General features: G+C 72.7%; 20 protein-coding genes and 7 tRNA genes. 17 read left to right on the top strand and 10 right to left on the bottom strand.

Going from position 1 to position 23,090, the window contains the following annotated elements; translation table 11 throughout:
• Positions 1 to 129: 129 nt before the first annotated feature.
• The 3 genes from ACF089_RS32365 to hrpA all read right to left on the bottom strand — a co-directional run bounded on the left by ACF089_RS32365 (position 130) and on the right by hrpA (position 4,863).
• Positions 130 to 387: a DUF6274 family protein gene (locus ACF089_RS32365; protein WP_392034556.1), complete on the bottom strand. Its 258-nt coding sequence runs from the start codon at positions 385 to 387 to the stop codon at positions 130 to 132.
• A 385-nt stretch (positions 388 to 772) separates the two neighbouring features.
• Positions 773 to 847: transfer RNA gene (locus ACF089_RS32370), tRNA-Asp, on the bottom strand.
• Between the two features lie 95 nt (positions 848 to 942).
• Positions 943 to 4,863 carry an ATP-dependent RNA helicase HrpA gene (gene hrpA / locus ACF089_RS32375; protein WP_392034559.1) on the bottom strand — a complete coding sequence of 1,307 codons (3,921 nt, stop codon included), beginning with the start codon at positions 4,861 to 4,863 and terminating at the stop codon, positions 943 to 945.
• Between the two features lie 154 nt (positions 4,864 to 5,017).
• Between hrpA and ACF089_RS32380 the strand changes: the two genes are divergently transcribed.
• From ACF089_RS32380 to ACF089_RS32390, 3 genes are all read left to right on the top strand, one after another.
• A complete protein-coding gene (locus ACF089_RS32380; protein ID WP_392034562.1) occupies positions 5,018 to 5,383 on the top strand; it encodes a hypothetical protein in 366 nt (121 codons plus the stop codon).
• 234 nt (positions 5,384 to 5,617) lie between these two features.
• Positions 5,618 to 6,469: a thioredoxin domain-containing protein gene (locus ACF089_RS32385; RefSeq protein ID WP_392034565.1), complete on the top strand. Its 852-nt coding sequence runs from the start codon at positions 5,618 to 5,620 to the stop codon at positions 6,467 to 6,469.
• Entirely contained in the window at positions 6,466 to 7,383 is a 918-nt protein-coding gene (locus tag ACF089_RS32390) for a cytochrome c biogenesis CcdA family protein (RefSeq protein WP_392034568.1), read from the top strand. The genes ACF089_RS32385 and ACF089_RS32390 overlap by 4 nt, the downstream gene beginning before the upstream one ends.
• Before the next feature lie 42 nt (positions 7,384 to 7,425).
• Here the strand turns inward: ACF089_RS32390 and ACF089_RS32395 are convergent.
• The 3 genes from ACF089_RS32395 to ACF089_RS32405 all read right to left on the bottom strand — a co-directional run bounded on the left by ACF089_RS32395 (position 7,426) and on the right by ACF089_RS32405 (position 7,707).
• Positions 7,426 to 7,499, bottom strand: a tRNA-Phe gene (locus ACF089_RS32395).
• 22 nt (positions 7,500 to 7,521) lie between these two features.
• Positions 7,522 to 7,596: transfer RNA gene (locus tag ACF089_RS32400), tRNA-Asp, on the bottom strand.
• Positions 7,597 to 7,634: 38 nt separating this feature from the next.
• A tRNA-Glu gene (locus ACF089_RS32405) sits at positions 7,635 to 7,707 on the bottom strand.
• A 321-nt stretch (positions 7,708 to 8,028) separates the two neighbouring features.
• Between ACF089_RS32405 and ACF089_RS32410 the strand changes: the two genes are divergently transcribed.
• The 6 genes from ACF089_RS32410 (at position 8,029) to ACF089_RS32435 (ending at position 12,811) form a co-directional block, all read left to right on the top strand.
• Positions 8,029 to 8,379 (top strand): metallopeptidase family protein, encoded by a 351-nt coding sequence (locus ACF089_RS32410; RefSeq protein WP_392034570.1) that lies wholly within the window; start codon positions 8,029 to 8,031, stop codon positions 8,377 to 8,379.
• The gene (locus ACF089_RS32415; RefSeq protein WP_392034573.1) at positions 8,376 to 8,858 is read left to right on the top strand and encodes a fluoride efflux transporter FluC; all 483 of its coding nucleotides are present in this window, start codon (positions 8,376 to 8,378) and stop codon (positions 8,856 to 8,858) included. Before ACF089_RS32410 ends, ACF089_RS32415 begins: the two co-directional genes overlap by 4 nt.
• A 34-nt stretch (positions 8,859 to 8,892) precedes the next feature.
• Positions 8,893 to 9,246: a fluoride efflux transporter FluC gene (locus ACF089_RS32420; protein WP_392034576.1), complete on the top strand. Its 354-nt coding sequence runs from the start codon at positions 8,893 to 8,895 to the stop codon at positions 9,244 to 9,246.
• Between the two features lie 154 nt (positions 9,247 to 9,400).
• Positions 9,401 to 9,994, top strand: a complete 594-nt coding sequence (locus ACF089_RS32425) for a hypothetical protein (protein WP_392034579.1) — start codon at positions 9,401 to 9,403, stop codon at positions 9,992 to 9,994.
• Positions 9,995 to 10,209: 215 nt separating this feature from the next.
• Positions 10,210 to 12,546: a DEAD/DEAH box helicase gene (locus tag ACF089_RS32430; RefSeq protein ID WP_392034582.1), complete on the top strand. Its 2,337-nt coding sequence runs from the start codon at positions 10,210 to 10,212 to the stop codon at positions 12,544 to 12,546.
• Between the two features lie 192 nt (positions 12,547 to 12,738).
• Positions 12,739 to 12,811, top strand: a tRNA-Lys gene (locus ACF089_RS32435).
• Positions 12,812 to 12,938: 127 nt separating this feature from the next.
• Here the strand turns inward: ACF089_RS32435 and ACF089_RS32440 are convergent.
• Both ACF089_RS32440 and ACF089_RS32445 read right to left on the bottom strand, forming a co-directional pair.
• A complete protein-coding gene (locus ACF089_RS32440; protein WP_392034585.1) occupies positions 12,939 to 13,253 on the bottom strand; it encodes a 4a-hydroxytetrahydrobiopterin dehydratase in 315 nt (104 codons plus the stop codon).
• Positions 13,254 to 13,278: 25 nt separating this feature from the next.
• On the bottom strand, positions 13,279 to 14,529 hold the full coding sequence (locus ACF089_RS32445) for a helix-turn-helix transcriptional regulator (protein WP_392034588.1): 1,251 nt from the start codon (positions 14,527 to 14,529) through the stop codon (positions 13,279 to 13,281).
• 447 nt (positions 14,530 to 14,976) lie between these two features.
• Between ACF089_RS32445 and ACF089_RS32450 the strand changes: the two genes are divergently transcribed.
• Positions 14,977 to 15,051, top strand: a tRNA-Ala gene (locus ACF089_RS32450).
• Between the two features lie 95 nt (positions 15,052 to 15,146).
• Here the strand turns inward: ACF089_RS32450 and uppS are convergent.
• The gene (gene uppS / locus ACF089_RS32455) at positions 15,147 to 15,932 is read right to left on the bottom strand and encodes a polyprenyl diphosphate synthase (RefSeq protein WP_392034590.1); all 786 of its coding nucleotides are present in this window, start codon (positions 15,930 to 15,932) and stop codon (positions 15,147 to 15,149) included.
• Positions 15,933 to 15,997: 65 nt separating this feature from the next.
• Between uppS and ACF089_RS32460 the strand changes: the two genes are divergently transcribed.
• Positions 15,998 to 17,047 (top strand): methyltransferase domain-containing protein, encoded by a 1,050-nt coding sequence (locus ACF089_RS32460; RefSeq protein ID WP_392034593.1) that lies wholly within the window; start codon positions 15,998 to 16,000, stop codon positions 17,045 to 17,047.
• Positions 17,048 to 17,144: 97 nt separating this feature from the next.
• Here ACF089_RS32460 and ACF089_RS32465 read toward each other — a convergent pair whose 3' ends face one another.
• Complete coding sequence (locus ACF089_RS32465) at positions 17,145 to 17,867, bottom strand: HNH endonuclease family protein (RefSeq protein WP_392034596.1); 723 nt, start codon at positions 17,865 to 17,867, stop codon at positions 17,145 to 17,147.
• A 220-nt stretch (positions 17,868 to 18,087) separates the two neighbouring features.
• Here ACF089_RS32465 and ACF089_RS32470 point away from each other — a divergent pair, with 220 nt between their 5' ends.
• The 6 genes from ACF089_RS32470 (at position 18,088) to ACF089_RS32495 (ending at position 23,000) form a co-directional block, all read left to right on the top strand.
• Positions 18,088 to 18,327 carry a hypothetical protein gene (locus tag ACF089_RS32470; RefSeq protein ID WP_392034599.1) on the top strand — a complete coding sequence of 80 codons (240 nt, stop codon included), beginning with the start codon at positions 18,088 to 18,090 and terminating at the stop codon, positions 18,325 to 18,327.
• Positions 18,328 to 18,532: 205 nt separating this feature from the next.
• On the top strand, positions 18,533 to 18,949 hold the full coding sequence (locus ACF089_RS32475) for a YciI family protein (protein WP_392034602.1): 417 nt from the start codon (positions 18,533 to 18,535) through the stop codon (positions 18,947 to 18,949).
• A gap of 246 nt (positions 18,950 to 19,195) precedes the next feature.
• The gene (locus tag ACF089_RS32480) at positions 19,196 to 20,467 is read left to right on the top strand and encodes an RNA polymerase sigma factor (RefSeq protein ID WP_392034605.1); all 1,272 of its coding nucleotides are present in this window, start codon (positions 19,196 to 19,198) and stop codon (positions 20,465 to 20,467) included.
• A gap of 34 nt (positions 20,468 to 20,501) precedes the next feature.
• Positions 20,502 to 21,251 (top strand): MerR family transcriptional regulator, encoded by a 750-nt coding sequence (locus ACF089_RS32485; protein ID WP_392034607.1) that lies wholly within the window; start codon positions 20,502 to 20,504, stop codon positions 21,249 to 21,251.
• A gap of 170 nt (positions 21,252 to 21,421) precedes the next feature.
• A tRNA-Met gene (locus ACF089_RS32490) sits at positions 21,422 to 21,495 on the top strand.
• Between the two features lie 368 nt (positions 21,496 to 21,863).
• Positions 21,864 to 23,000 (top strand): PP2C family protein-serine/threonine phosphatase, encoded by a 1,137-nt coding sequence (locus tag ACF089_RS32495; protein WP_392034609.1) that lies wholly within the window; start codon positions 21,864 to 21,866, stop codon positions 22,998 to 23,000.
• The last annotated feature ends 90 nt before the right edge of the window (positions 23,001 to 23,090 follow it).

Genomic DNA, 23,090 nt, shown 5'->3' on the forward strand with positions numbered 1-23,090 from the left:
ATTGGTTGGTTGTGGGCAGGCGCTCAGCACCTGGGTTCTGAAAACCTATACGGTGACACCCGTCACACCGTGCAAGCCTTGCCATTGTCGAGCGTGTCACTTTCGCGGCCCGGATCCACTGGGCCGAAGTCACTCGCTGTCGGGACCTTCGTCCTCGCCGCGTCCGCCGCCGGCGGCGTCGGCCGGCTTCCGGGCGGGCGTCGGGCCGGACTCGCCGGGGTGTGCCGGGTCCGGTGCGGGGACGGCCTCCTGGGGCTCCATGGCGAGCCGCAGGAGACGGTGGCAGATCGGGCAGTGCCTGGTGAGGTGCCGATAGCCGGACGCGGCCGCCAGGTGGGCGCGCAGCAGCGCTCCGGTCTCGTGTCGTCCCGCCGTGGCCGCCGCCATGCACGTCACCTCCGCTGTGGTGTGTGCCGGCTCGCGTTGAGCCTTAAGGAGTGGGTACCGGGGGAGCCGGTGGCCGTCAAGACGGCGTCCCGCGGCGCCTCCCGCGGCCTTCGCGCCGCGAGGGCGCGCCGAGGGCCCTTTTCCTGGCCGGAAGTTGGGTTTCGGGGCGGGGCGGGGTCGTGGTGCGGCTCCGCCGCGTGGCGCGGCCTCGGGCTGCGGTGGGCATGCGGCGAAGGCCCGTCTCTTGTTCGGGGGCGGGTGTTCGGCTGCGGTCCTGACGGGATTTGCTGTGTCTGTCGCGCGGCTCCGCCGCGTGGCGCGGCCTCCGGCTGCCGTGGGCGCACGACGAAGGCCCGCCTCTTGATCAGAGACGGGCCTTCAACTGCGGTCCTGACGGGATTTGAACCCGCGGCCTCCACCTTGACAGGGTGGCGAGCACTCCAAACTGCTCCACAGGACCAGGTTTCGCAGCTCCGATTGGTGCGTTGGGCTGCGAGATGAAACTCTACAGCAGCGGTGGCCCGGCGGTCGAACTCGCTCCGGGTGACGGGGCCGTCACGGAGCGAGCGCGTCGATCGCCTTCACGATCCGCTTGTCGGAGACGGGGTACGCGGTGCCCAGGGCGTGGGCGAAGTAGCTCACCCGCAGCTCCTCGATCATCCAGCGGACGTCCAGTACCTCCTGCGGGACCGGCCTGCCCCGGGGCATCTGCTCCAGCAGCCAGGCGTACTCGTCCTGCATCTCGTGGACCTTCTCCATGCGGGTGGTGTCGCGCTGCACGGAGGTCGGCATCTGCTGGAGTCTGCGGTCCACGGCGACCAGATAGCGCATCAGGTCCGGCAGCCGCCGCAGCCCGGTGCGGGTGACGAAGCCCGCCGGCACGAGGGCCGTCAGCTGCTCCCGTACGTCCTGGACGTTGTTGATCAGCGTCAGGCTCTTCGTGGCCTTCAGGCGGCGCTCACAGGCCTGCCAGGCGGCCAGGATCTGCTGCACCTGGCCCACCGTCCGGACGGTGGTGTCCACCAGGTCCGCGCGGACCGAGTCGTACAGCTTCCGGTACGACTCCTCGTCCCACGCGGGCCCGCCGTGATCGGCGAGCAGCTTGTCGGCGGCGGCGGTCGCGCAGTCGTCGAAGAGGGCCTGGATCGAGCCGTGGGGATTGCCGGAGAGGGCGAGCTTCTGCTGGTTGGTGAGCTTGTCGGAGGCGAACTTCGCCGGGTTCACCGGGATGTTGAGCAGGATCAGCTTCCGGGTGCCCCGCCACATCGCCTGCTTCTGCTCGGCCTGGGTGTCGAAGAGCCGTACGGAGACGGTCTCGCCGGCCTCCGTCAGCGCCGGGTAGGCCTTGACCGGCTGTCCGGCCCGCCGGGTCTCGAAGACCTTGCTCAGCGATCCGATCGTCCAGTCCGTGAGCCCCGTGCGCTCGATCGACTCGCCCTGTGGGCCCGCCGTCGCCGCGGCGGCCTGGGAGAGCGCCTGCCGGGCCCTGGGGCGCAGTTTGAGCTGGAGCGCCTCCAGGTCCTTGTCCTCGGCGAGCTTGCGGCGGCGCTCGTCGATGATCCGGAAGGTGATCTTCAGGTGGTCGGGCACCCGGGACAGGTCGAAGTCGTCCGGCGAGACCGGGACCCCGACCATCCGCTGCAGCTCGCGCGCCAGCGTCACCGGCAGCGGCTCCTGGAGGGGCGCCGCCCGCTCCAGGAACTTGGCCGCGTAGTTCGGCGCGGGCACGTAATGGCGGCGGACGGGCTTCGGCAGGGAGCGGATCAGCTCCACGACGACCTCTTCGCGCAGTCCGGGGATCTGCCAGTCGAATCCGCCGTCGGTGACCTGATTCAGTACCTGGAGCGGGATGTGGACGGTCACTCCGTCCGCGTCCGCTCCTGGCTCGAATTGATAGGTCACCCGGAACTTCAGCCGCCCCTGCCGCCAGGAGTCGGGATAGTCGTCCTTGGTGACCGCGCCGGCCTTCTCATTGATGAGCATCTCGCGCTCGAAGTCGAGAAGCTCCGGCTCCTCCCGGTGTTTCCGCTTCCACCAGGAGTCGAAGTGCGCGCCGGATACGACGTCGTCGGGCACCCGGCGGTCGTAGAAGTCGAAGAGGGTCTCGTCGTCCACGAGGATGTCGCGGCGCCGGGCCCGGTTCTCCAGCTCCTCGACCTCGGTGAGGAGTCTGCGGTTCGCGGCGAAGAATTTGTGGTGGGTGCGCCAATCGCCCTCGACCAGAGCGTTGCGGATGAAAAGATCCCGCGAGACCTCGGGGTCGATACGGCCGTAGTTCACCTTGCGCTGCGCGACGATCGGCACCCCGTACAGCGTGACCTTCTCGTACGCCATCACCGCCGCCTGGTCCTTCTCCCAGTGCGGCTCGCTGTAGGTGCGCTTGAGCAGATGCTGGGCGAGCGGCTCGACCCACTCCGGCTCGACCCTGGCGTTGACCCGGGCCCAGAGCCGGGAGGTCTCCACCAGCTCGGCGGACATCACCAGCCGGGGGGGCTTCTTGAAGAGCGCCGAACCGGGGAAGACGGCGAATTTCGCGCCGCGCGCGCCCAGATACTCGTTCTTGGCGTCGGCGTCTTTCAGACCGATGTGGGAGAGCAGTCCGGACAGCAGCGAGATATGGACGCTCGTCTCCGGCCCGTCCTCCTCATTGATGTGAATCCCCATGGTCTTGGCGACCTGGCGGAGCTGGGCGTAGATGTCCTGCCACTCACGGATCCGCAGGAAGTTCAGATACTCCTGCTTGCACATCCGGCGGAAACTGGAGGAGCCGCGTTCCTTCTGCTGCTCGCGCACATAGCGCCAGAGATTGAGGTACGCGAGGAAGTCGGAGGTCTCGTCCTTGAAGCGGGCGTGCTGCTGATCGGCCTGGGTCTGTTTCTCGGCCGGCCGTTCGCGCGGGTCCTGGATGGAGAGCGCGGCGGCGATCACCATCACCTCGCGGACGCAGCCGTTCTTGTCGGCCTCGACGACCATCCGGGCGAGCCGCGGGTCCACCGGCAGCTGGGAGAGCTTGCGCCCGAGCGGGGTGAGCTGCTTCCGCGCATCCTTCTGCGCCGGGTCGAACGCCCCCAGCTCCTGGAGCAGCTGCACGCCGTCGCGGATATTGCGGTGGTCCGGCGGGTCGATGAAGGGGAACTTCTCGATGTCGCCGAGCCCGGCCGCCGTCATCTGGAGGATGACCGAGGCCAGATTGGTGCGGAGGATCTCGGCGTCGGTGAACTCGGGACGGGCCTCGAAGTCGTCCTCGGAGTAGAGCCGGACGCAGATGCCGTCGGAGGTACGGCCGCAGCGGCCCTTGCGCTGATTGGCGCTGGCCTGGCTGATCCGCTCGATGGGCAGCCGCTGCACCTTGGTGCGGTGGCTGTACCGGGAGATACGGGCGGTGCCGGGGTCGATGACGTACTTGATGCCCGGGACGGTCAGCGAGGTCTCGGCGACATTGGTCGCCAGAACGATCCTGCGGCCGGTGTGGGCCTGGAAGACCCGGTGCTGCTCGGCGTGGGAGAGCCGGGCGTAGAGCGGCAGCACCTCGGTGAAGCGATAGTTCCGCTTGTTGAGCGCGTCCGCCGTGTCGCGGATCTCCCGCTCGCCGGAGAGGAAGACCAGGATGTCGCCCTTGCCCTCGCCCTGAAGCTCCTCGACGGCTTCGCAGATCGCGGTGATCTGGTCGCGGTCGCTCTCCTCGCTGTCGTCCTCCAGCAGCGGCCGGTAGCGGACCTCGACCGGATAGGTGCGCCCGCTGACCTCGACGATCGGGGCGTCGCCGAAGTGGCGGGAGAAGCGCTCGGGGTCGATCGTCGCGGAGGTGATGACGACCTTGAGATCGGGCCGCTTGGGCAGCAGCTGGGCGAGATAGCCCAGCAGGAAGTCGATGTTGAGGGAGCGCTCGTGGGCCTCGTCGATGATGATCGTGTCGTAGGCGAGCAGCTCACGGTCGGTCTGGACCTCGGCGAGCAGAATGCCGTCGGTCATGAGCTTGACGAAGGTGTCGCCGCCCACCTGGTCGGTGAAGCGGACCTTCCAGCCGACGGCCTCGCCGAGCGGGGTGTTCAGCTCGTCGGCGACGCGTTCGGCGACGGTGCGGGCCGCGATCCGGCGCGGCTGCGTATGGCCGATCATGCCGCGCACACCGCGGCCCAGCTCCATACAGATCTTGGGGATCTGGGTCGTCTTGCCCGAGCCGGTCTCACCCGCGACGATCACCACCTGGTGGTCGCGTATCGCGGCGAGGATCTCGTCCCGCTTCTGGCTGACCGGCAGTTCCTCCGGATAGCTGATCGCGGGGACGCGCTCGGCGCGCCGGGTCACCCGCTCGGCGGATTTCCCGGCCTCGGCGGCGATCTCGTCCAGCACGGCCTGCCGCGCCTCGGGCTTACGGATGCGGCGGGCGCCTTCGAGACGGCGGCCCAGCCGGTGGGCGTCGCGGAGCGACACCCCGGCCAGCAGCGTCTGAAGGTCGGCGAAGGAAGTAGACATACGGCTCCCAGGATCGCACCCCCGTCAAAGAGCTGGCGAACGCATTTCCTCCGCAAGCTGGTGCAGTATGGAACAGATCATTCAGCCGCCCTCGGTTCCCTTCGTCCGGCCCGGGGGCTCCGCTGTCCCGTACGGGAAGGGAACCCGCGCCCCCATGCCGCTCAGCCGTGACCTCCGGAGCCGGTTGCCGGTTTCCGCGTCCGTGCTGCTGGCGATGGTCTTCGCGCTGGTGGTGGCCCTGTGCCCGCCGTCGTACGCCGACCCCGCCCCGGGCCCGGTCGCGGTGGCCCAGGACTGGACGCCCGGCTGCGGCAAGGGCGGGGCGGACGACGACCGGGGGGCGCATCCCGCGCCCCCGCCGCGCGGCGGGGTCTCGTACGAGCCCGTGCCGGCCCCCTACGACCCGCACGGCGCGCCGGGCGCGCTGGAGGGGGTGACGGCTCTCCGGCTGGCGCCCGACCGCGGTCCGCCGCCGCTCGGCCCGCCGACCCCGGTGGATCTCTCGGTCCTGCGCGTTTAGGCCCGGCGGCCCGGGCCTCTGCCGTCGTATGCCCGCATTGTCATGCTTCTACGGCTTTGCTCTGCCGTCTGCCGTCTGCCGTCTGCCGTCTGCCGTCCGTCGCTCGTCGCTCGTCGTCTGTCGTCCGTCGTCCATGGCCGTCGTCCATGGCCGTCGTCCGTCCGTTCCGCCGTGGTCCGGGCGCGACCGGCCGGCCGACCTCGTACCGCCCTCGCCCAGGAGTGAGAAACCCTCATGTCGTCGTCTCCCCAGCCCGCCCGGAAGCCCTCCGCGAAGCCCGCGGCCAAGCCGTCCGCCAAGCCGTCCGCCAAGCCCGCCCGGAAGCCCGCGCGCGGCCCCGGCGGCAAGCCGCTGCTCATCGGCGCGGGCGTCGTCGCGGCCGCCCTGCTGCTCGGCTTCGCCTCGTACACCGCCACCCGCCCCGACGACTCCCCGTCCGCCGGCGGCGGGCCCGCCGCCCCCGCCGAGGTCTCCGCCGACCCGCAGAGCGGCGCCTACGCCGAGCTGGAGAAGCTCGCCCGCCGCGAGGCGAAGGACCCGCTCGCCGTCGGCCGCGCGGACGCCCCCGTCGTCATGGTCGAGTACGCCGACTTCAAGTGCGGCTTCTGCGGGAAGTTCGCCCGCGACACCGAGCCCGAACTGATCGAGAAGTATGTCGAGCGCGGCGATCTGCGCATCGAATGGCGCAACTTCCCGATCTTCGGCGAGGAGTCCGAGACCGCCGCCCGGGGTGCGTGGGCCGCCGGACGGCAGGGCCGCTTCTGGCAGTTCCACGCCGCCGCCTACGCCGACGGGGCGAAGGAGAAGGGCTTCGCCGCGGACCGGGTGAAGGCGCTCGCCAAGGAGGCCGGCGTCCCCGACGCGGGCCGCTTCGCCCGGGACATCGACAGCGACGAGGCCCGCGCCTCCGTCAAGCGCGACCAGGACGAGGCCTACGGCCTGGGCGCGACCTCTACCCCCTCCTTCCTGGTCAACGGCCGCCCGATCGCGGGCGCCCAGCCCATGTCGGCCTTCACCCAGGCGATCGAGTCGGCGCTCGCGGCGGCCGGGAGCGGCGGCAAGCCCTCCGAGAAGGCCGGCCGATGACGGACATCGGCTACTTCGCCGCGTTCCTCGGGGGACTGCTCGCCCTGATCAGCCCGTGCAGCGCCCTGCTGCTCCCCGCGTTCTTCGCGTACTCGCTGGACTCGGCGGGCCGGCTGCTGCTCCGTACCGGAATCTTCTACGCCGGTCTGGCCACCACCCTGGTCCCGCTCGGGGTGGCCGGTTCGTACGCCGGCCGGTTCTTCTACGGCAACCGCGATCTGCTGGTCGCGATCGGCGGCTGGCTGATCATCGCCCTGGGCGTGGCCCAGATCCTGGGGCTCGGCTTCGCCTCCCGCCGGATGGCGCGGCTCTCCGGCCGGATCCGCCCGACCACCGCCGCCCCCGTCTACGCCCTCGGCCTCGTCTACGGCCTCGCGGGCTTCTGCGCGGGCCCGATCCTCGGCAGTGTGCTGACGGTGTCCGCGCTGAGCGGCAGCCCGGTCTACGGCGGACTGCTGCTCGCCGTCTACGCCCTGGGCATGGCGGTCCCGCTCTTTCTGCTCGCGCTGCTCTGGGACCGCTACGACCTGGGCGCCCGCCGCTGGCTCCGCGGCCGCCCGCTGAGCCTCGGCCGGCTGCGGCTGCACACCACCTCGCTCGCCTCGGGCCTGTTCTTCATCGTCCTCGGCACGCTCTTCCTCGTCTTCGACGGGACGACGTCGCTGCCCGGACTGCTCTCGGTCGACGACTCCTTCGCCGCCGAGCAGTGGGCGAGCAGGGTCGGCGAGGCGGTGCCGGACTGGGCGCTGCTGATCGGTGTGGTGGCGGTGGTGGCGATCACGCTGGGGGTACGGGGGTGGAGGCGCCGCGCCGAGTCCGCCGAGTCCGCCGATTCCGCCGAGTCCGTCGAGTCCGCTGAGCCCGCCGAGGAGGCCGGGTCCGTCTCCGGCTCCCGCGCCGGGAAGGAGGTGTAACGGCGAGAGGCCCCGTCCAGTGGACGGGGCCTCTCGGGGCTGTGGCTGGGGCCGGGGTCGAACCGGCGACCTTCCGCTTTTCAGGCGGACGCTCGTACCAACTGAGCTACCCAGCCACGCAGCTCTCGCGAGCCGCAGCGGTCCTGACGGGATTTGAACCCGCGGCCTCCACCTTGACAGGGTGGCGAGCACTCCAAACTGCTCCACAGGACCAAGCTTTGTGCGAGCACAAGTCTCGCACAGGTGTTGCGTGCCCCCAACGGGATTCGAACCCGTGCTACCGCCTTGAAAGGGCGGCGTCCTGGGCCACTAGACGATGAGGGCTAGAGCCCGCCTGGGCGCTTTGCAGCGCGTCGGGGACGTGAGAAGCATATGGGATGGCGGGAGGTATCGCCAAAACGCTTTTCCCGGAGCCGGCGCGGGGGGCCGGGGGAGCGGCCCGGCGGGCCGGTGCGAGGGGGCCGAACGGGGTACGGGTCAGGCCCGGGAAGCCCCGCCCGCCCCGACTCCGGGTCCGCCTCGACGGGGCGCACCGAGGGTTCCCGTACAGGACGCGCACGTTCCGTTCGGGCCCGTGCGGTGCGCGTCCTGGATCCGCGGGCCGCCCGGGGCGACCTCCGGCGTGCCGTACGTGACAATGGCCGGGTGCTGGAGATGACGCGCGAGGAGTTCGAAGAACTGGTCGCCGAGGCCCTGGACCGGATCCCGCCCGAGCTGACGCGGCTCATGGACAATGTCGCGGTGTTCGTGGAGGACGAGCCGCCGGCGGACGATCCGGAGCTGCTCGGGCTGTACGAGGGGACTCCGCTGACCGAGCGCGGCGAGTGGTACGCGGGGGTGCTGCCGGACCGGATCACGATCTACCGCGGACCGACGCTGCGCATGTGCGAGACCCGCGAGAAGGTGGTCGAGGAGACCGAGATCACCGTGGTCCACGAGATCGCGCACCACTTCGGGATCGACGACGAGAGGCTGCACGATCTGGGGTACGGGTGAGTCCCGGCCCCGCCGACCCTCCGGAACCAGTCGATCCGGATGTCGATCTGCGGGTCCCCGGGCAGCGTGACGAGCTGTCCGGATCCCGGCGGTGGGCGATCCTCGCGGTGATCTCCGCGGGCGGCGCGGTCGGGGCCCTGGCGCGGTACGCGATCTCCCGGGCCTGGCCGTCCGACGCGTTCCCCTGGACCGTGCTCACGATCAACGCCGCCGGATCCGCGCTGATCGGCGTGGTGACGGTGCTGGTCGGCCACGGCGGCCGGTGGGCGCATCCGCTGGTCCGCCCGTTCGCCGGGGCGGGGGTGCTGGGCGGGTTCACCACCTTCTCGGCGTACGCGCTGGACTTCCGCGAGCTGATGGGGCGAGGTGAGACCGGCCCGGCGTTCGGGTACGCCGTCGGCACGCTCGCCCTCTGCCTCGGCGCGGTGTGGGCGGCGGTCACGCTGACCAGGGCGGCCCTCGCCCGGGGCGCGCGGTGACCGGCCGAAGGGCTCCCCTCGCCCGGGGCGCGCGGTGAACTGGCTGCTGGTGGCCCTCGGCGGCGCGCTCGGAGCGCCCCTGCGCTATCTGACCGACCGCGCGGTCCAGTCCCGTCACGACACGCTCTTCCCCTGGGGCACCCTCGCGGCCAACGCGGCCGGGAGTCTGCTGCTGGGGCTGCTCACCGGGGCGGCGGTGTCCTCGCCCGCGTACGCCCTGCTCGGTACGGGGCTCTGCGGGGCGCTGACCACGTACTCGACCTTCTCGTACGAGACGTTCCGGCTGGCCGAGAGCGGGCGGGGCGCGCTCGCGGCGGCGAACGCGGCCGGGTCTCTGGCGGTGGGGATCGGATCGCTGTACCTGGGCGTGGAGTTGGCGGGGGGCTGACGGGCGGGGGCCCGGCGGGTCCGGCCCGGGGGCCGGGTCCGGGGCGCGGGTCGTGTACTTGTCAGGCGTGGGGGCGTGTCCCTCGCGGGGCGCGGGGAGTTGGGCAGTGCAACCCGTGTTCCGTCCCCTGCGCTGTCCCCCCGGAGGTGCCCTCGTGCGCCATGTGTCCGTCCCCGGCCGTCTCGCCGTCGCGTTCGCCGCCTCACTGGCGCTCGCGTCGTCGGCCGGCTGTATGAGCGTGAGCGACGACAAGAGCGGAAGGCCGGCGCCCAGCAAGTCGGAGGAGGAACAGGGGCACACCGCGCCCGATCCGGACGGCGGCCACGCGGAGCCCGGCGAGGAGGAGCGGCACGCGGGCGGGAGGCAGGCCGTGGGGCCCGGCAGATCCGGCGCGCGGGAGGAGCGGGGCGGAGCGCGCCCGGCTCCGGCGAGCCCGAGCGAGGACGTGACGGCGGCGCCCGCGCCCCGGCCGTCCGCGGGCGGGAAGCGGCCGAAGCCGCCGGGCCCCACCCCGGAGCCGACCCGGGGCGCGCCCGCCACCTCCGTACCGCCGTCCACGCCGCCCGCGCAGACGCCGTCCCCCGAGCCGCCGTCGCCGACGCCCTCGGAGCAGCCGAGCGCGCCGACCGAGCAGCCGTCGGCGTCCTCGGCGCCGGAGGTGCACGCGGGGGCGCTGCGGACGGCGGGGGCGGAGGGGTTCGGCATGCGGGGCGAGCCGTCGGCGTCCCCGCAGATGGGCCCGGTGTAGGGGATGTAATGCGGGTCACGTCGGAGTGGTTTGCCTTGGGCGGGGGAGGGTGCGTATGGTGGTAGATCGTTTGATCCCATTGCCCGGCGCCGAAAAAGAAGCGCGCCGTGTGGCGCGTACTCTCCCTAGCCGTGGCTGACCGCATAGAGGCGGTCGAATTGCGAAATCACGGAGTTTGGGCGCGTGCCGAGACTCCGGAAGGTTTCGCATTTCGCATGTCCACTTTCAGTACTGATCACGCCGTCATGCCCGAGAACAACGACGAGCAGGCCGTCGCCGCCGAGGCCGTCATCGAGATCGTCGAGACCTCCGAGGTCATCGAGATCGTCGAGACCGTCGTTCCGGTCGAGGCTCCCGAGGCCGTCGAGGTCACCGAGGCCGCTGAGGCCGTTGAGATCACCGAGTCGTCCGCCGACGACGCCGACGTCTCCGCCGACGCGGACGTCTCCGAGGCCGCTGAGGCCTCCGACGCTGAAGCCTCCGACGACGCCGACGCCGAGCCCGCCGAGCCGACCGTCACCTTCGGCACCCTCGGCCTGCCCGAGGGCGTCGTGCGCAAGCTCGCGCAGAACGGCGTGACCGCCCCCTTCCCGATCCAGGCCGCGACCATCCCGGACGCCCTGGCCGGCAAGGACATCCTCGGCCGCGGCCGTACCGGCTCCGGCAAGACGCTCTCCTTCGGCCTCCCGCTGCTGGCGACCCTCTCCGGCGGCCACACCGACAAGAAGAAGCCGCGCGGCGTCATCCTCACGCCCACCCGTGAGCTGGCCATGCAGGTCGCCGACGCGCTCCAGCCGTACGGCGACGTCCTCGGCCTGAAGATGAAGGTCGTCTGCGGCGGTACGTCCATGGGCAACCAGATCTACGCCCTGGAGCGCGGCGTCGACATCCTCGTCGCCACCCCGGGCCGGCTGCGCGACATCATCAACCGCGGCGCCTGCTCCCTGGAGCAGGTCCAGGTGACGATCCTGGACGAGGCCGACCAGATGTCCGACCTGGGCTTCCTGCCCGAGGTCACCGAGCTGCTCGACCAGGTGCCCTCCGGCGGTCAGCGCATGCTGTTCTCCGCCACGATGGAGAACGAGATCAGCACGCTGGTCAAGCGCTACCTGTCGAACCCGGTCACCCACGAGGTCGACAGCGCCCAGGGCAATGTCACGACCATGACCCACCACGTCCTCGTCGTGAAGCCGAAGGACAAGGCCCCGGTCACGGCCGCCATCGCCGCCCGCAAGGGCCGCACCATCATCTTCGTCCGCACCCAGCTGGGCGCGGACCGCATCGCCGAGCAGCTGCGCGAGGCGGGCGTGAAGGCCGACGCGCTGCACGGCGGCATGACGCAGGGCGCGCGGACCCGCACCCTGGCCGACTTCAAGGACGGTTACGTCAACGCGCTCGTCGCGACCGACGTCGCCGCCCGAGGCATCCACGTCGACGGCATCGACCTGGTGCTGAACGTGGACCCGGCCGGGGACCACAAGGACTACCTGCACCGTTCCGGGCGCACCGCCCGCGCCGGCAAGTCCGGTGTGGTCGTCTCCCTGTCGCTGCCGCACCAGCGCCGCCAGATCTTCCGGCTGATGGAGGACGCGGGCGTCGACGCCTCGCGCCACATCGTCGGCGGAGCCGGCGCGTTCGACCCCGAGGTCGCCGAGATCACCGGCGCGCGTTCGCTCACCGAGGTCCAGGCCGACTCCGCGAACAACGCCGCCAAGCAGGCCGAGCGCGAGGCCGCCGACCTGGCCAGGCAGCTGGAGCGGGTGCAGCGCCGGGCGACCGAGCTGCGCGAGGAGGCCGACCGTCTGGTCGCCCGTGCCGCGCGTGAGCGGGGCGAGGACCCGGAGACCGCGGTCGCCGAGGTGACCGAGGCCGCCGAGGCCGAGCTGGAGGCGGCCGTGGCCGCCGCCGCGGTGCCCGAGCAGCAGCAGTCCGACCGCCGCGACGACCGCGGCAACTTCGACCGCCGGGGCGGCGGCCGTTCGTTCGACCGCGACCGCCGCGACGAGCGCCCCTCCTCCGGCGGCTTCCGCCGCGACGACCGTCGTGACGACCGCGGCGGCTCCTTCCGCCGTGACGACCGCGGCGACCGGGGCGGCCGTTCGTTCGACCGTCGTGACGACCGTCCGTCCGGTGGTTTCCGCCGTGACGACCGTCGTGACGAGCGTCCCGCGTCGGGTGGTTTCCGTCGTGACGACCGTCCGTCCGGTGGCTTCCGTCGCGACGACCGTCGTGACGAGCGTCCCGCGTCGGGTGGTTTCCGTCGTGACGACCGTCCGTCCGGTGGCTTCCGCCGTGACGACCGTCGTGACGAGCGCCCCGCGTCCAGCGGCGGCTTCCGCCGTGACGACCGCCCGAGCGGCCACCGCGGCAGCGACCGTCCGTTCAACCGCGACCGTCGCGACGACCGTCCCGCGGGCGGCGGCTACCGCGCCGGCTCCTCGGAGCGCCCCTACGCCCGTCGCGACGACCACCGCGGCGGCACCGGCACCGGCACGAACACCGGCTCCTTCGGCCGCCGTGACGACAAGCCGCGCTGGAAGCGCAACGGCTGACCGACCCTGCGGGGCCCGTACCTCCCGAGGTACGGGCCCCGCGCCCTTTTCCCCCCGCGCCTCCCCTTCCGCCCTCCCCCCGCTCCGCACCGGGCCCCTGACGCCCCCTCCGCCGGACTCCGGCACTCCGTTGATCGGATACCCGATCGGCGCACGGGCCGGGGGAAGCTATGCTCGGGGAGGAGTTGCCGAGGGCCGTTAGCTCAATTGGCAGAGCAGCGGACTTTTAATCCGTTGGTTGTGGGTTCGAGTCCCACACGGCCTACCGAACGCGGGGGCGGGCGCAAGCCCGTGACCTGCGAAGAAGCGCCCCAGTCGGCTGATGCCGGGTGGGGCGCTTCGGCGTTGCGGTGTTTGTGCGCGGGCGGGGGGGCGCGGGGGCGCGCTCCGGGTCACTCGCCGACGGGGCGGGCTCCGTGTTCGGAGGCGAGGGCGGTGAGGCGGGCTGCCATGGCGGTGTCGAGGGCGGTGATGACGTCCCCGGCGTCGTGGGTGTTCAGGGCGAAGCCGATGGTTCCGTAGAGGATGGTGACCTCGGCGTGGTGGTCGGCCTCGTCCTCGGCTGTCGCGACGGCGGCGTAGAGGGCGGGGACGGCGGACCGGTCGGCCTTGAAGGCGGCGGTGAGCTTTCCGTCCCGGACGGACCAGCCGGGGAGGCCGGTGAGGGCCCGGTCGAGTTCGGCGTCGGTCAGCGGAGTGGCGGCCATGGGGTTGCTCCTTCGTTTGACGGTTTTAGGCGGCGAGCGGCTTGAGGGCCTGGACAAGGCGGTCGCCGATGGGGCCGTCGCGCCAGGGGCCCATGCTCTCGCGAAGGGCTTCCAGCTCCTTGCGATGGCGGGCGGAGCGGGTCTGGGCGGCGATCCCAGCGGATTCGGCGGCCAGGGTCACGGCGTGTTCGGGCTCGCCGGCGGCGGCGTACGCGGCGGCCTGGCGGGCGAGGTAGACCCCGGTGTCCCGGCGGGCGGCCGGGGGCATGTCCGCGTTGATCCGGTCCCAGATGCGCAGGGCCTCCTCGTACAGGCCCAGCCGTCCGTAGCAGGTGGCGCGCTGGACCTCGAAGAAGTACGCGTTGTGGTGGACCCCGCCCCAGGGCACGGCCGGATCCGCTGCTTCGACCACCGCCGACGCCTCGTCCAGGAGCCGGTCCACGGCGGTCCGCTCCCCGAGCAGCGAGTGGCCGTGCGCCTGCTGGTGCATGAGATTGACCCGGATGCGGCGGGAGAGCCGGTGTCGCTCGCTCAGCCCCTGTACGCAGAGGTCGACGGCGGCCCGGCCGTCGCCCAGGTCGGATCGGAGACGGGCCATGTTGGAGAGGATGTACGCGGTCAGATCGGCGTTCCCGAGCATCTGGGCGTCCATCTGGGCGATGCCGTGCCAGTACGCGGTCGAGTCCCACAGGCCGGCGTCCTGGTGGAGCCATCCGGCCAGCGCGGCGTAGGTCACCCCGACCTGGATCAGCTCTTGCCGTACGGTGCCGCCGGCGGCTCGGGTGAGGTCGCTGATCAGCCGGTACTGCTCGGTGACGGTTCCGATGAGGTCGCGGGGGCCGAGCATCATGTCGGCGGTGTAGTGGCCGCCGAGCTGCTGGTAGAAGTAGCCGACCAGGGCCGGGTCGATGTCCCGGGGCCTGAGGTCGGCAGGGCTCACCATGCCGAGCGCCGCCACCGAACCGGAGGCCGGGAAGTTGCGGGGTTCCATGGAAGATCCCTCCTCCGCGTGGCGCAGACGGGCGGGGTGTCCCGGCGGGGGAGTGAAGCCGAGGTGTTCGGGGCTGAGGCCGAAGGCCGCGCGCAGGGCGGCGGCGGTGTCGGGCCGAGGCCAGCCGGGTCGGTCGGACTCCCAGCGCCGGTAGGTGCGCACGCTGACGGTGAAGTACGGGTCGCCGAGCGCGAGCCGACCCGCCGTGCTGATCTCCTCGGCCGCTTTCTCCTGGGACAGCCACCCGCGGTCGAGTCGCGCCGCCCGCAGCCTGTGGTTGGTCATCACCGTGTCTCCCTGGCTTCGCCCTCTCCAACGTAACGCCCAACTGATCCGCTCATAACCGGCGTTACGGAAGACCGGCCCATCTGTTCGAAGTGGCCGGTCAATGGCCGCCCTGTGGCCGCCGGGCTTCCTGGCCGCCCGGTGGGGTCCGGCGGTTCCCTGGAACGGTCAGCCGCTCGCCACCGCGAGGCCCGCCCCACCCCCGACCGCTAGGGGGCCACCGTTGTCCGTCGCGAGCAGTGCGTCTGGCTGGACAGCCCTGATGGGCCGAGTCGGACGCTGGGCGAGTGACTGGGCAAAGCGACCCCGGCCGCCCTGCCGCAGGCGCCTGTGGCAGGTGGGGAGTCACGGCTTCCCGACATAAGATCGCCCGGCCCGCCCGGTGCGGTGCGGTGCGGAAAATTCGTGGCGGGCCGCCCGGGGGCCGGGGATATGATCTTGGGAAGGGCGGGGTCGTAGCACAGAGGTAGTGCGCCTACACAGCATGGAGGAGGACGCCGGTTCGAATCCGGCCGCCCCGCCCCCCTTCTCTCTTCGGCCTGCCGGCCGGATCCCGGAGCCGGATCCCGCGCGCGGTCGAGCGCGGCCTGACCGGGAAGTCCGGCGGGTGCGCGGGCTCAGTCGGCGGTGTGGCGGCGGCGCAGTGCGTACAGGTGCAGTGCGCGCAGGAAGTCGATCTCGCGGAACGCGGGCCAGTACGCGTCGCAGAAGTACAGCTCGGAGTGGGCGCTCTGCCAGAGCAGGAAGTTCGACACGCGCCGCTCCCCGCTGGTGCGGATGACGAGTTCGGGGTCGGGCGCGCCCGCCGTGTAGAGATGGCGGCCGATGTCGTCGGCGGTGAGGCGGGCGGCCAGATCGTTCAGGGTCGTGCCCGACGCGCGCTGTTCGCGCAGGAGTTCGCGTACGGAGTGCACCACCTCCTGGCGGCCGCCGTATCCGACGGCGAGGGTCAGCACGGATCCGCGGGGCCGGTCCCGGGTCGACTCCACCGCTGTGCGCAGGGCGCGGGCCGTGGAGTCGGGGAGGGTGTCGAGGGAGCCCGCGATCCGGACCCGCCAGTCGCTGTCCGGGCGGCGGAGGTGCTCCGTCACGACCTCCTCGATCGTGCGCATCAGGGAGGCCACCTCGGCCGCGCCGCGCCGCCGCAGATTCTCGGCGGAGCAGACGAAGACCGACACCTGTCCGATGCCGAGCGACTCGCACCAGGAGAGCACCTCGGCGACATGCTCCGCGCCGCGGCGGTGGCCCGCGCCCGGGTCCGTCAGGCCGGCCCGGCGGGCCCAGCGGCGGTTCCCGTCCATGATCAGGGCGAGATGGCGGGGGAGCGGCGCGGACCGCAGCCGGCGGCGGAGGCCGTGTGCGCGGAGGGCGTGGAAGGCGGCGAGCGGTGCGGTGGTGCGCATACGGCGGCTCCTCGGATCTCGGTGATACGTAGCGCGTACTACGTGACGCGTAGCATTATGGAGCCATGCGGACCAACGACGCCCAGACACTGGTGCTGGCCACCCTCACCGACGGCCCCCTGCACGGTTACGCCGTCAACGCGGCGATCGAGAAGCTCTCCGGCAGCCGCCTGGGGCCGGGCAGTCTCTACGGAGCGCTGACCCGACTGGAGGCGAAGGGGCTCGTCGAGCCGGTCGCCGGGGAGGGGCGGCAGCGGCCCGTGCGGATCACGGCGGCGGGGCGGGCGGTGCTGGAGGCCGAGGCGCGGTCGATGGCCCGGGTGACCGAGCGGGTCTTCGAGGCGGTGGCCCCGGACGAGACCGTCTATCTGGACCGGGTGGCCGCCACCGACGCCGGCCGCGTCTACAAGGGCCTGATGCTCGACGCGCTCGACGCCCGCCCCGGGCAGACCGTGGTCGACCTGGGCTGCGGCCCCGGCACCGATCTCGCCGCACTCGCCGGGGCGGTCGGCGGCTCCGGGGCCGTGATCGGCGTCGACATCAGCGAGGAGATGGTCGGGAGGGCCCGCGCCCGCACGGCCGACCCCGCGGCGGCCGAGGTGGAGGTGGTGCGGGGGGATCTGCACTCCCTCCCGCTCGCCGATCGCAGCGCCGACCGCGCCCGCACCGACCGCGTCATGCAGCATGTCGCCGACCCCGCCCGGGTGCTGACGGAGGCGCTGCGGGTGCTGCGGCCCGGCGGCCGGCTCGTCATGGGCGAGCCCGACTGGGACTCCCTCGCCGTCGACCACCCCGACCTCGGCACGGCCCGCGCCTACACCCGCCGCCTCGCCGACCGGGAGGTGCGCAACGGGGTCGTGGGACGTCAGCTGGCCCGGCTCGCGACCGGGGCCGGATTCACCGTCCCCGCCGTCGTCCCCGTCACCTCCGTCTTCCGGGACGTCGAGGCAGCCGACGCCGTCCTCGGACTGCGGCGCAACACCGAACGCGCCGTCGCGGACGGGTATCTGACGGAGGACGCGGGCAGGGAGTGGCTCGACCACCTCGCGACCGGGCCCTTCTTCGCGGCGGTCACGCTGTACGTGGTCGTCGCCGAGGCCCCGGGCAGCCCGTAGCCCCCGACAGCCCGTAGCCCCCGGGCCCCAAGGACTACCGGGGCCGCAAGGACTACCGGGCCCCAAGGACTACCGGGGCCCCGGGCCCCGCCGCCCGCTAGGGAGCCGGCTCGTACGTCACCGAAGTGCCCCCGCAGCCCGCCGCCACGAAGAACAGCCGGTCCTGCTCGTTCTCGTCGACCGCGAGCCCCCAGCGGAGCTTGGTCGCCGTCCACTCCGACACATAGCGGCAGAGCGCGTCCGCGGCCGGCGGCAGCCAGTCGGCCGGGTCCTGGTCCGACTTCTGCCGGTTCGACCGCGCGGTCACCGCCACCAGCGACGACGCCTGCCCCTGGTCGTTCGCGTACGCCTCCCGGCGCGCCGCCGTCCAGTCCGAGGCCCCGCTGTCCCACGCCTCGGCGAGCGGGACCATGTGGTCGATGTCCAGGGCCCCGGCCGAGGTCACCGTCTGCTCGTCGTAGTACGACCACCACGAGCCGCCGCCCAGCGCGCACCGCGCCCCGACCGCCGGGGCCTCGACCGCCTCCGCGATCAGCACCTCGGCCCGGGTGTTGCAGCCGTCGGTCGCGTTCAGCCCGGCGTTCCAGTGCCGGAACGAGTCCCGCTCGTACCCCGTCCGGTCCTCCGTCGTGACGGCCAGACGGCTCACCGCCACCCCGAGGGGAAGCGTTTCCGCCGCGGCCGCGGCCGGGGCGAGCGGCCCGGCGGGGGCCAGGGGCGTGAGCGGTACGGCGGCGGCCGCCTGGGCCGGGGCGGCGAGCGTGAGAGGCAGCAGGGCGACGGCGGCGGCCGCGGCGGCGCGCTTGAGGTTCTTGATCACGTCAACCGGGATACGCGCCGATCACCCGGAGGCGGATCAGTGAACCGAACGGCTGCGCCGGACGGGCGCACGGGTTCACCCGTACGTCCGTGCCCGGACGTCTCCCGCGCTCGTTCGCCCGTTCACCGGGTCACTGCGCGAACCGCCGCCGACGGCGCTCCTTGCGGGTCATCCCCGGCCCCGGACCGTGACCCCAGCCCGCCCGGGCCGTTGTCCCGGCATGACCAAGACACAGCGCGTCCTCGCCGCCGTCGCCCTCGCCGCCGGCGCCTCCGTCCTCTCCGTCACCGCCGCCTCCGCCGCGCCCGTCCCCCCGTCCGGCGCCGCCCAGCCCAGCCCCATCGACCAGGTCACCGGCGGGCTCAACCAGCTGAACGGGCTGAACGCCCTGCTGGAGGTCCCCAACCAGCTCACCACGCTGACCGACCCCGTCACCGGGCTGACCGGCGCCGTCCAGTAGCTCCGCCGTACGGACGGACTCGGCCGGGCGCCCCGCCGCCCGCCCCCACTGGCCCCGCGCACGCCCTCCCCGCAGAATGCCTTCCGTACCCCCGGAAAGTCTTTTCGCGAAAGCGCGAGACCGTGTCGAGATCCCGTCGCCGGCTCCGACGTCCCCTGTGAGAGCCGCCCGAACGGGGCGGCCACCACAGCGAAGGAGCCGTGTCATGAAGTATCTGGTGATGGTCCAGGGCGCCCAGTCCGACTACGAGGGCATGACCGGCAAGTCCTCCCCCCACGGCCCGGCCTGGAGCGAGGAGGATCTGCGGGCGATGTTCGCGTTCATGAGCGCCGTCAACGACGATCTGGCCGAATCCGGCGAGCTGGTCGACTCCCAGGGACTCACCGAACCGGCCCAGGCCCGCACCGTCACGGCGGGCCCCGACGGCCGGCCCGTCGTCACCGACGGACCGTACGGCGAGACGAAGGAGGTCCTCGCCGGGTACTGGGTGGTGGACTGCGAGAGCCTGGAACGGGTCACCGAGATCGCGATCCGCGTCAGCCAGTGTCCCGAACCGGCCGGAACCCCCGTCCGTCCCGTCGTCATCCGGCCCATCCAGGACGGCGACGGCGGCGAGGTCTAGGCCCGGTCCTCCGTCCGGCCGTCCGGCCGTCCGGTCATCCCGTCGGCCCCGTCGGCCCCGTCGTCCGGCCGTCCCGTCGTCCGGTCATCCGTTCTCCGGGCCCCCGAGCGCCCGGAGCCGGATGTTTCGTACAGCCGGGCCCCCGAGCCCGCCGTGGCGCGACGCCCTGCCGGAGCCGGGCGTTCCGTACAGCCGGGGCGCCCGGAACTCCGTCGCGGCGCGCGCCGTGTGTGATACCCACGCCGGGTGACCCGGACCAGACACACGGACGACCCCGACTCCACCGCCGCCGCCGAGGACCTGCTGCGCCGTCACGCGCCGCAGGTCCTCGGCGCGCTGGTGCGCCGGTACGGACACTTCGACCTCGCCGAGGACGCCGTCCAGGAGGCCCTGCTCGCCGCCGCCGGACAGTGGCCCGCCCAGGGCGTCCCCGACAACCCCTGCGGCTGGCTGATCAAGGTCGCCTCCCGCCGTCTCACCGATCTGCTGCGCGCCGAGACGTCCCGCCGCCGCCGGGAGGAGACCGCCGCCGCCCTCGCCCCGCGCGACGCCTTCACCGCCCCGCCGCCCGGCGAGGGCCGCGCTCCGGCCGAGGACGACACGCTCACCCTGCTCTTCCTCTGCTGCCACCCCGAGCTGAGCCCCGCCGCCCAGGTCGCGCTGACCCTGCGCGCCGTCGGCGGGCTGACCACCGCCGAGATCGCCCGCGCCCATCTGGTCCCGGAGGCGACGATGGCGCAGCGCGTCAGCCGCGCCAAGTCCCGGCTGCGGGGCGTGCCGTTCCGTGAGCCGCTGCCCGAGGACCGCGACCAGCGGCTCGCCGCCGTGCTCCAGGTGCTCTACCTGATCTTCAACGAGGGGTACACCGCCACCTCCGGCACCGCGCTGCACCGCGCCGACCTGGCCCGGGAGGCGATCCGGCTGACCCGCCGGGTGCGTCTGCTGCTGCCGCGCGAGGGCTCGGTCACCGGACTGCTCGCGCTGATGCTGCTCACCGACGCGCGCAGCGCCGCCCGCACCGGCCCGCACGGCGAGCTGATCCCGCTCGACGAGCAGGACCGTTCCCGCTGGGACCGGCGGGCCGTCGCGGAGGGGGCCGCGCTGGTGGAGGAGGCCCTCGGCCAGGGCCCCGCCGGGCCGTATCAGCTCCAGGCCGCGATCGCGGCGCTGCACGACGAGGCCGAGGACGCCGGATCCACCGACTGGCCGCAGATCCTGGCCCTGTACGACCTGCTCGTACGGTGCACTCCCGAGCCGATGGCCGCGCTCGGCCGGGCGGTGGCGGTGGCGATGACGCACGGTCCTGAGGCGGGGCTCGTGGAGGTGGCGGCCCTGGAGGAGCGGCTCGCCGGACACCACCGGCTCGACGCGGTGCGGGCGCATCTGCTGGAGCGGGCGGGCGACGCGGAGGGGGCGAGGGCCGCGTACCGGCTGGCCGCCGGGCGCACGCTGAGCGTCCCCGAGGCGAACTATCTCCGGATGAGAGCCGCCCGTATCCTCCCGGAAAATCCGGGTTGACCTTTACGTAACGTCAAGATTTACCGTTCAGGTCATGGAGTGGTCGATCCAGGAGATCGCCCGGCGCGCCGGGACGACGAGCCGCACGCTGCGGCACTACGGAGAGCTGGGGCTGCTGGAGCCCAGCCGGGTGGGACGCAACGGCTACCGCTACTACGGCCCCGAGGCCCTGGTGCGGCTCCAGCGGATTCTGCTCCTGCGCGAGCTGGGCCTCGGGCTGCCGGCGATCGCCGAGGTGCTGCGGGGGCAGCGGGACACCGCCGTCGCGCTCCGGGCCCATCTGGGCCTTCTCGAACAGGAACGGGAACGCATCGGACGGCAGATCGCCTCGGTGCGGACCACTCTCCACAAGACCGAGCGAGGGGAAGAGCTGATGGCCGAGGACGTGCTCGACGGCTTCGATCACACACGGTACGAGCGGGAGGTGACCGAGCGCTGGGGGAAGGAGGCGTATCAGCGCGGAGACCAGTGGTGGCGGTCGCTCGGGGAGCCGGAGCGGCGGGCGTACCAGCGGGAGCAGACCGCCGTCGCCGAGGACTTCGCCCGCGCGCTGGCGGCCGGTCTGGACGCCGGCGGCGAGGAGGCGCAGGAGATCGCCCGGCGGCAGTACGTCTGGCTGTCGGCGATGGGCGCGCCGTCGAAGAGTCATTTCATCGGGCTCGGCGAGATGTACGTCACAGACGAGCGGTTCGCCGCCCATTACGACCGGCACGGGGAGGGCGTCGCGGCCTTCGTCCGGGACGCGATGCGGGTCTTCGGGGAACGGAATCTGACCGACGAATGAGCCGCGCTGCTTGGTCTTCCGCCCGTTTCCCGGCGGGCGAAAGCCAGTAAAAGCACGGAAATCGACCGAGCTGCTGAGGTCGGAAGAGCCGATGGGTGAGGGCGCTTCGCGCACCCCGGGGGAAAGTGGCGTGAGCCGCGCTCCGGATGGCGTAGAGTTGTGTTTACCGACGCGGGGTGGAGCAGCTCGGTAGCTCGCTGGGCTCATAACCCAGAGGTCGCAGGTTCAAATCCTGTCCCCGCTACTGAAAGACCGTGGCCCGGCACTTCTGAGAAGAAGTGCCGGGCCACGGTCGTTGGCGCGTTCCCGAACAGCCCGCGCCCGTTTCCCAGGGGGCCGGGTCCCTTTCCGCCCGCCCGGCGGCCCGGGGGCTTCCGCCCGGCGGCCCGGGGCTTCCGGCCGTGCGGTCCGCGGGCTTTCGGCGGCGGCCCGGTCCGCGGGCCCCTCGCCCCGAGGGTCCTTGATGCGCGGGCCGCGGCCCGCCCGCCCCCGCCCGGCCTCGTGTCGCCCGGTTGGACGGCGGCCGCTCGCCCCGCCGACCGGTTGCCGCGAGGCTGAGAGGGGCGCTCAACCGTGCCCGCAGCCGTCGGCGCACCGGTCGGGAGAGCACCCTTGGCGCAGCAGGAGGAGCCCAGCGGGCCCGGCGTCCGCCGCTTTGTCCGGATGCTGCCCGCGCTGATGATCCTCGGCGGCGTGGTCTTCGACCTGGCCACCCCGGTGAAGTACACGGCCGCCCCGATGTTCGCCGCGGCCCCGCTGATCGCCGCGCCCTTCTTCTCCTGGCTCATCACCCTGTGGACCGGGATCGCGGCGACGGCCGCGGTGATCGTGCTCCATGTCCTCCAGGACATGTTCGCCGACCCCATGGCCGTCACCGAGCTGGCCACGGTCATCACGGTGGCCGGTCTGGCGCTGCTCATCAACCGGGTGGTGCGGCGCGGCAGCGAGCGGCTGGCCTCCGCCCGGGTGATCGCCGAGACCGCACAGCGGGCCGTGCTGCCCACCCCCGCCGAGGAGATCGGCGGGCTCCGGATCGCCGCCCGCTACGAGGCCGCCCTCGCGGACGCGTTCATCGGCGGCGATCTCTTCGCCGTACAGGACACCCCGCACGGCGTCCGGCTGGTGGTCGGCGACGTACGGGGCAAGGGGCTGGGCGCGGTCGAGGCGGTGGCGGTCGCCATCGGCGCGTTCCGCGAGGCCGCCGAGCAGGAGAGTTCGCTGGAGGGGGTGACCGGGCGGCTGGAGCGGGCGCTGACCCGCGAGGCCCGCCGGCGGGAGACCCTGGACGCCTTCGAGGCGTTCACGACCGCCGTGCTGGCGGAGATCCCGCGCGGCGGCGGCGCCGTACGGCTGGTGAACCGCGGCCACCCGCCGCCGCTGCTGCTCCGTCCGGACGGCGGGCTGGACGTCCTGGAGCCCGCCGAGTACGCGCTGCCGCTCTCCATGGGCGAGCTGGGGGCGCTGCCGGACCGGGCGGAGGAGTATCCGCTGCCGCCGGGTGCCACCCTGCTGCTCTACACCGACGGGCTCTCCGAGGCCCGGGACGCCCGGGGGGTGTTCTACGACCCGGCGGTGCGGCTGCGCGGCCGGGTCTTCTCCGGGCCCGGGGAGCTGCTGGACGGGCTGCTGGACGATGTGCGCCGGCATACGGGCGGGGGCGCGACGGACGACATGGCGCTGCTCGCGGTGGTCCGGCCGCCGGAGGCCAAGCGTCCGGAAGACCGGCTGCGCGGCGGGATCCGCCTGTGAGGGCGGCATAAAGACCCGCACGCTGCGTAGTCAATACAGAGCCCTCTGATAACAATTGATATACCGTCAGTTCTTTTGTGGCTCCCGACG

Origin of the sequence: Streptomyces sp. NPDC014894, assembly GCF_043080985.1 — a bacterium.
Classification (GTDB): Bacteria; Actinomycetota; Actinomycetes; order Streptomycetales; family Streptomycetaceae; genus Streptomyces.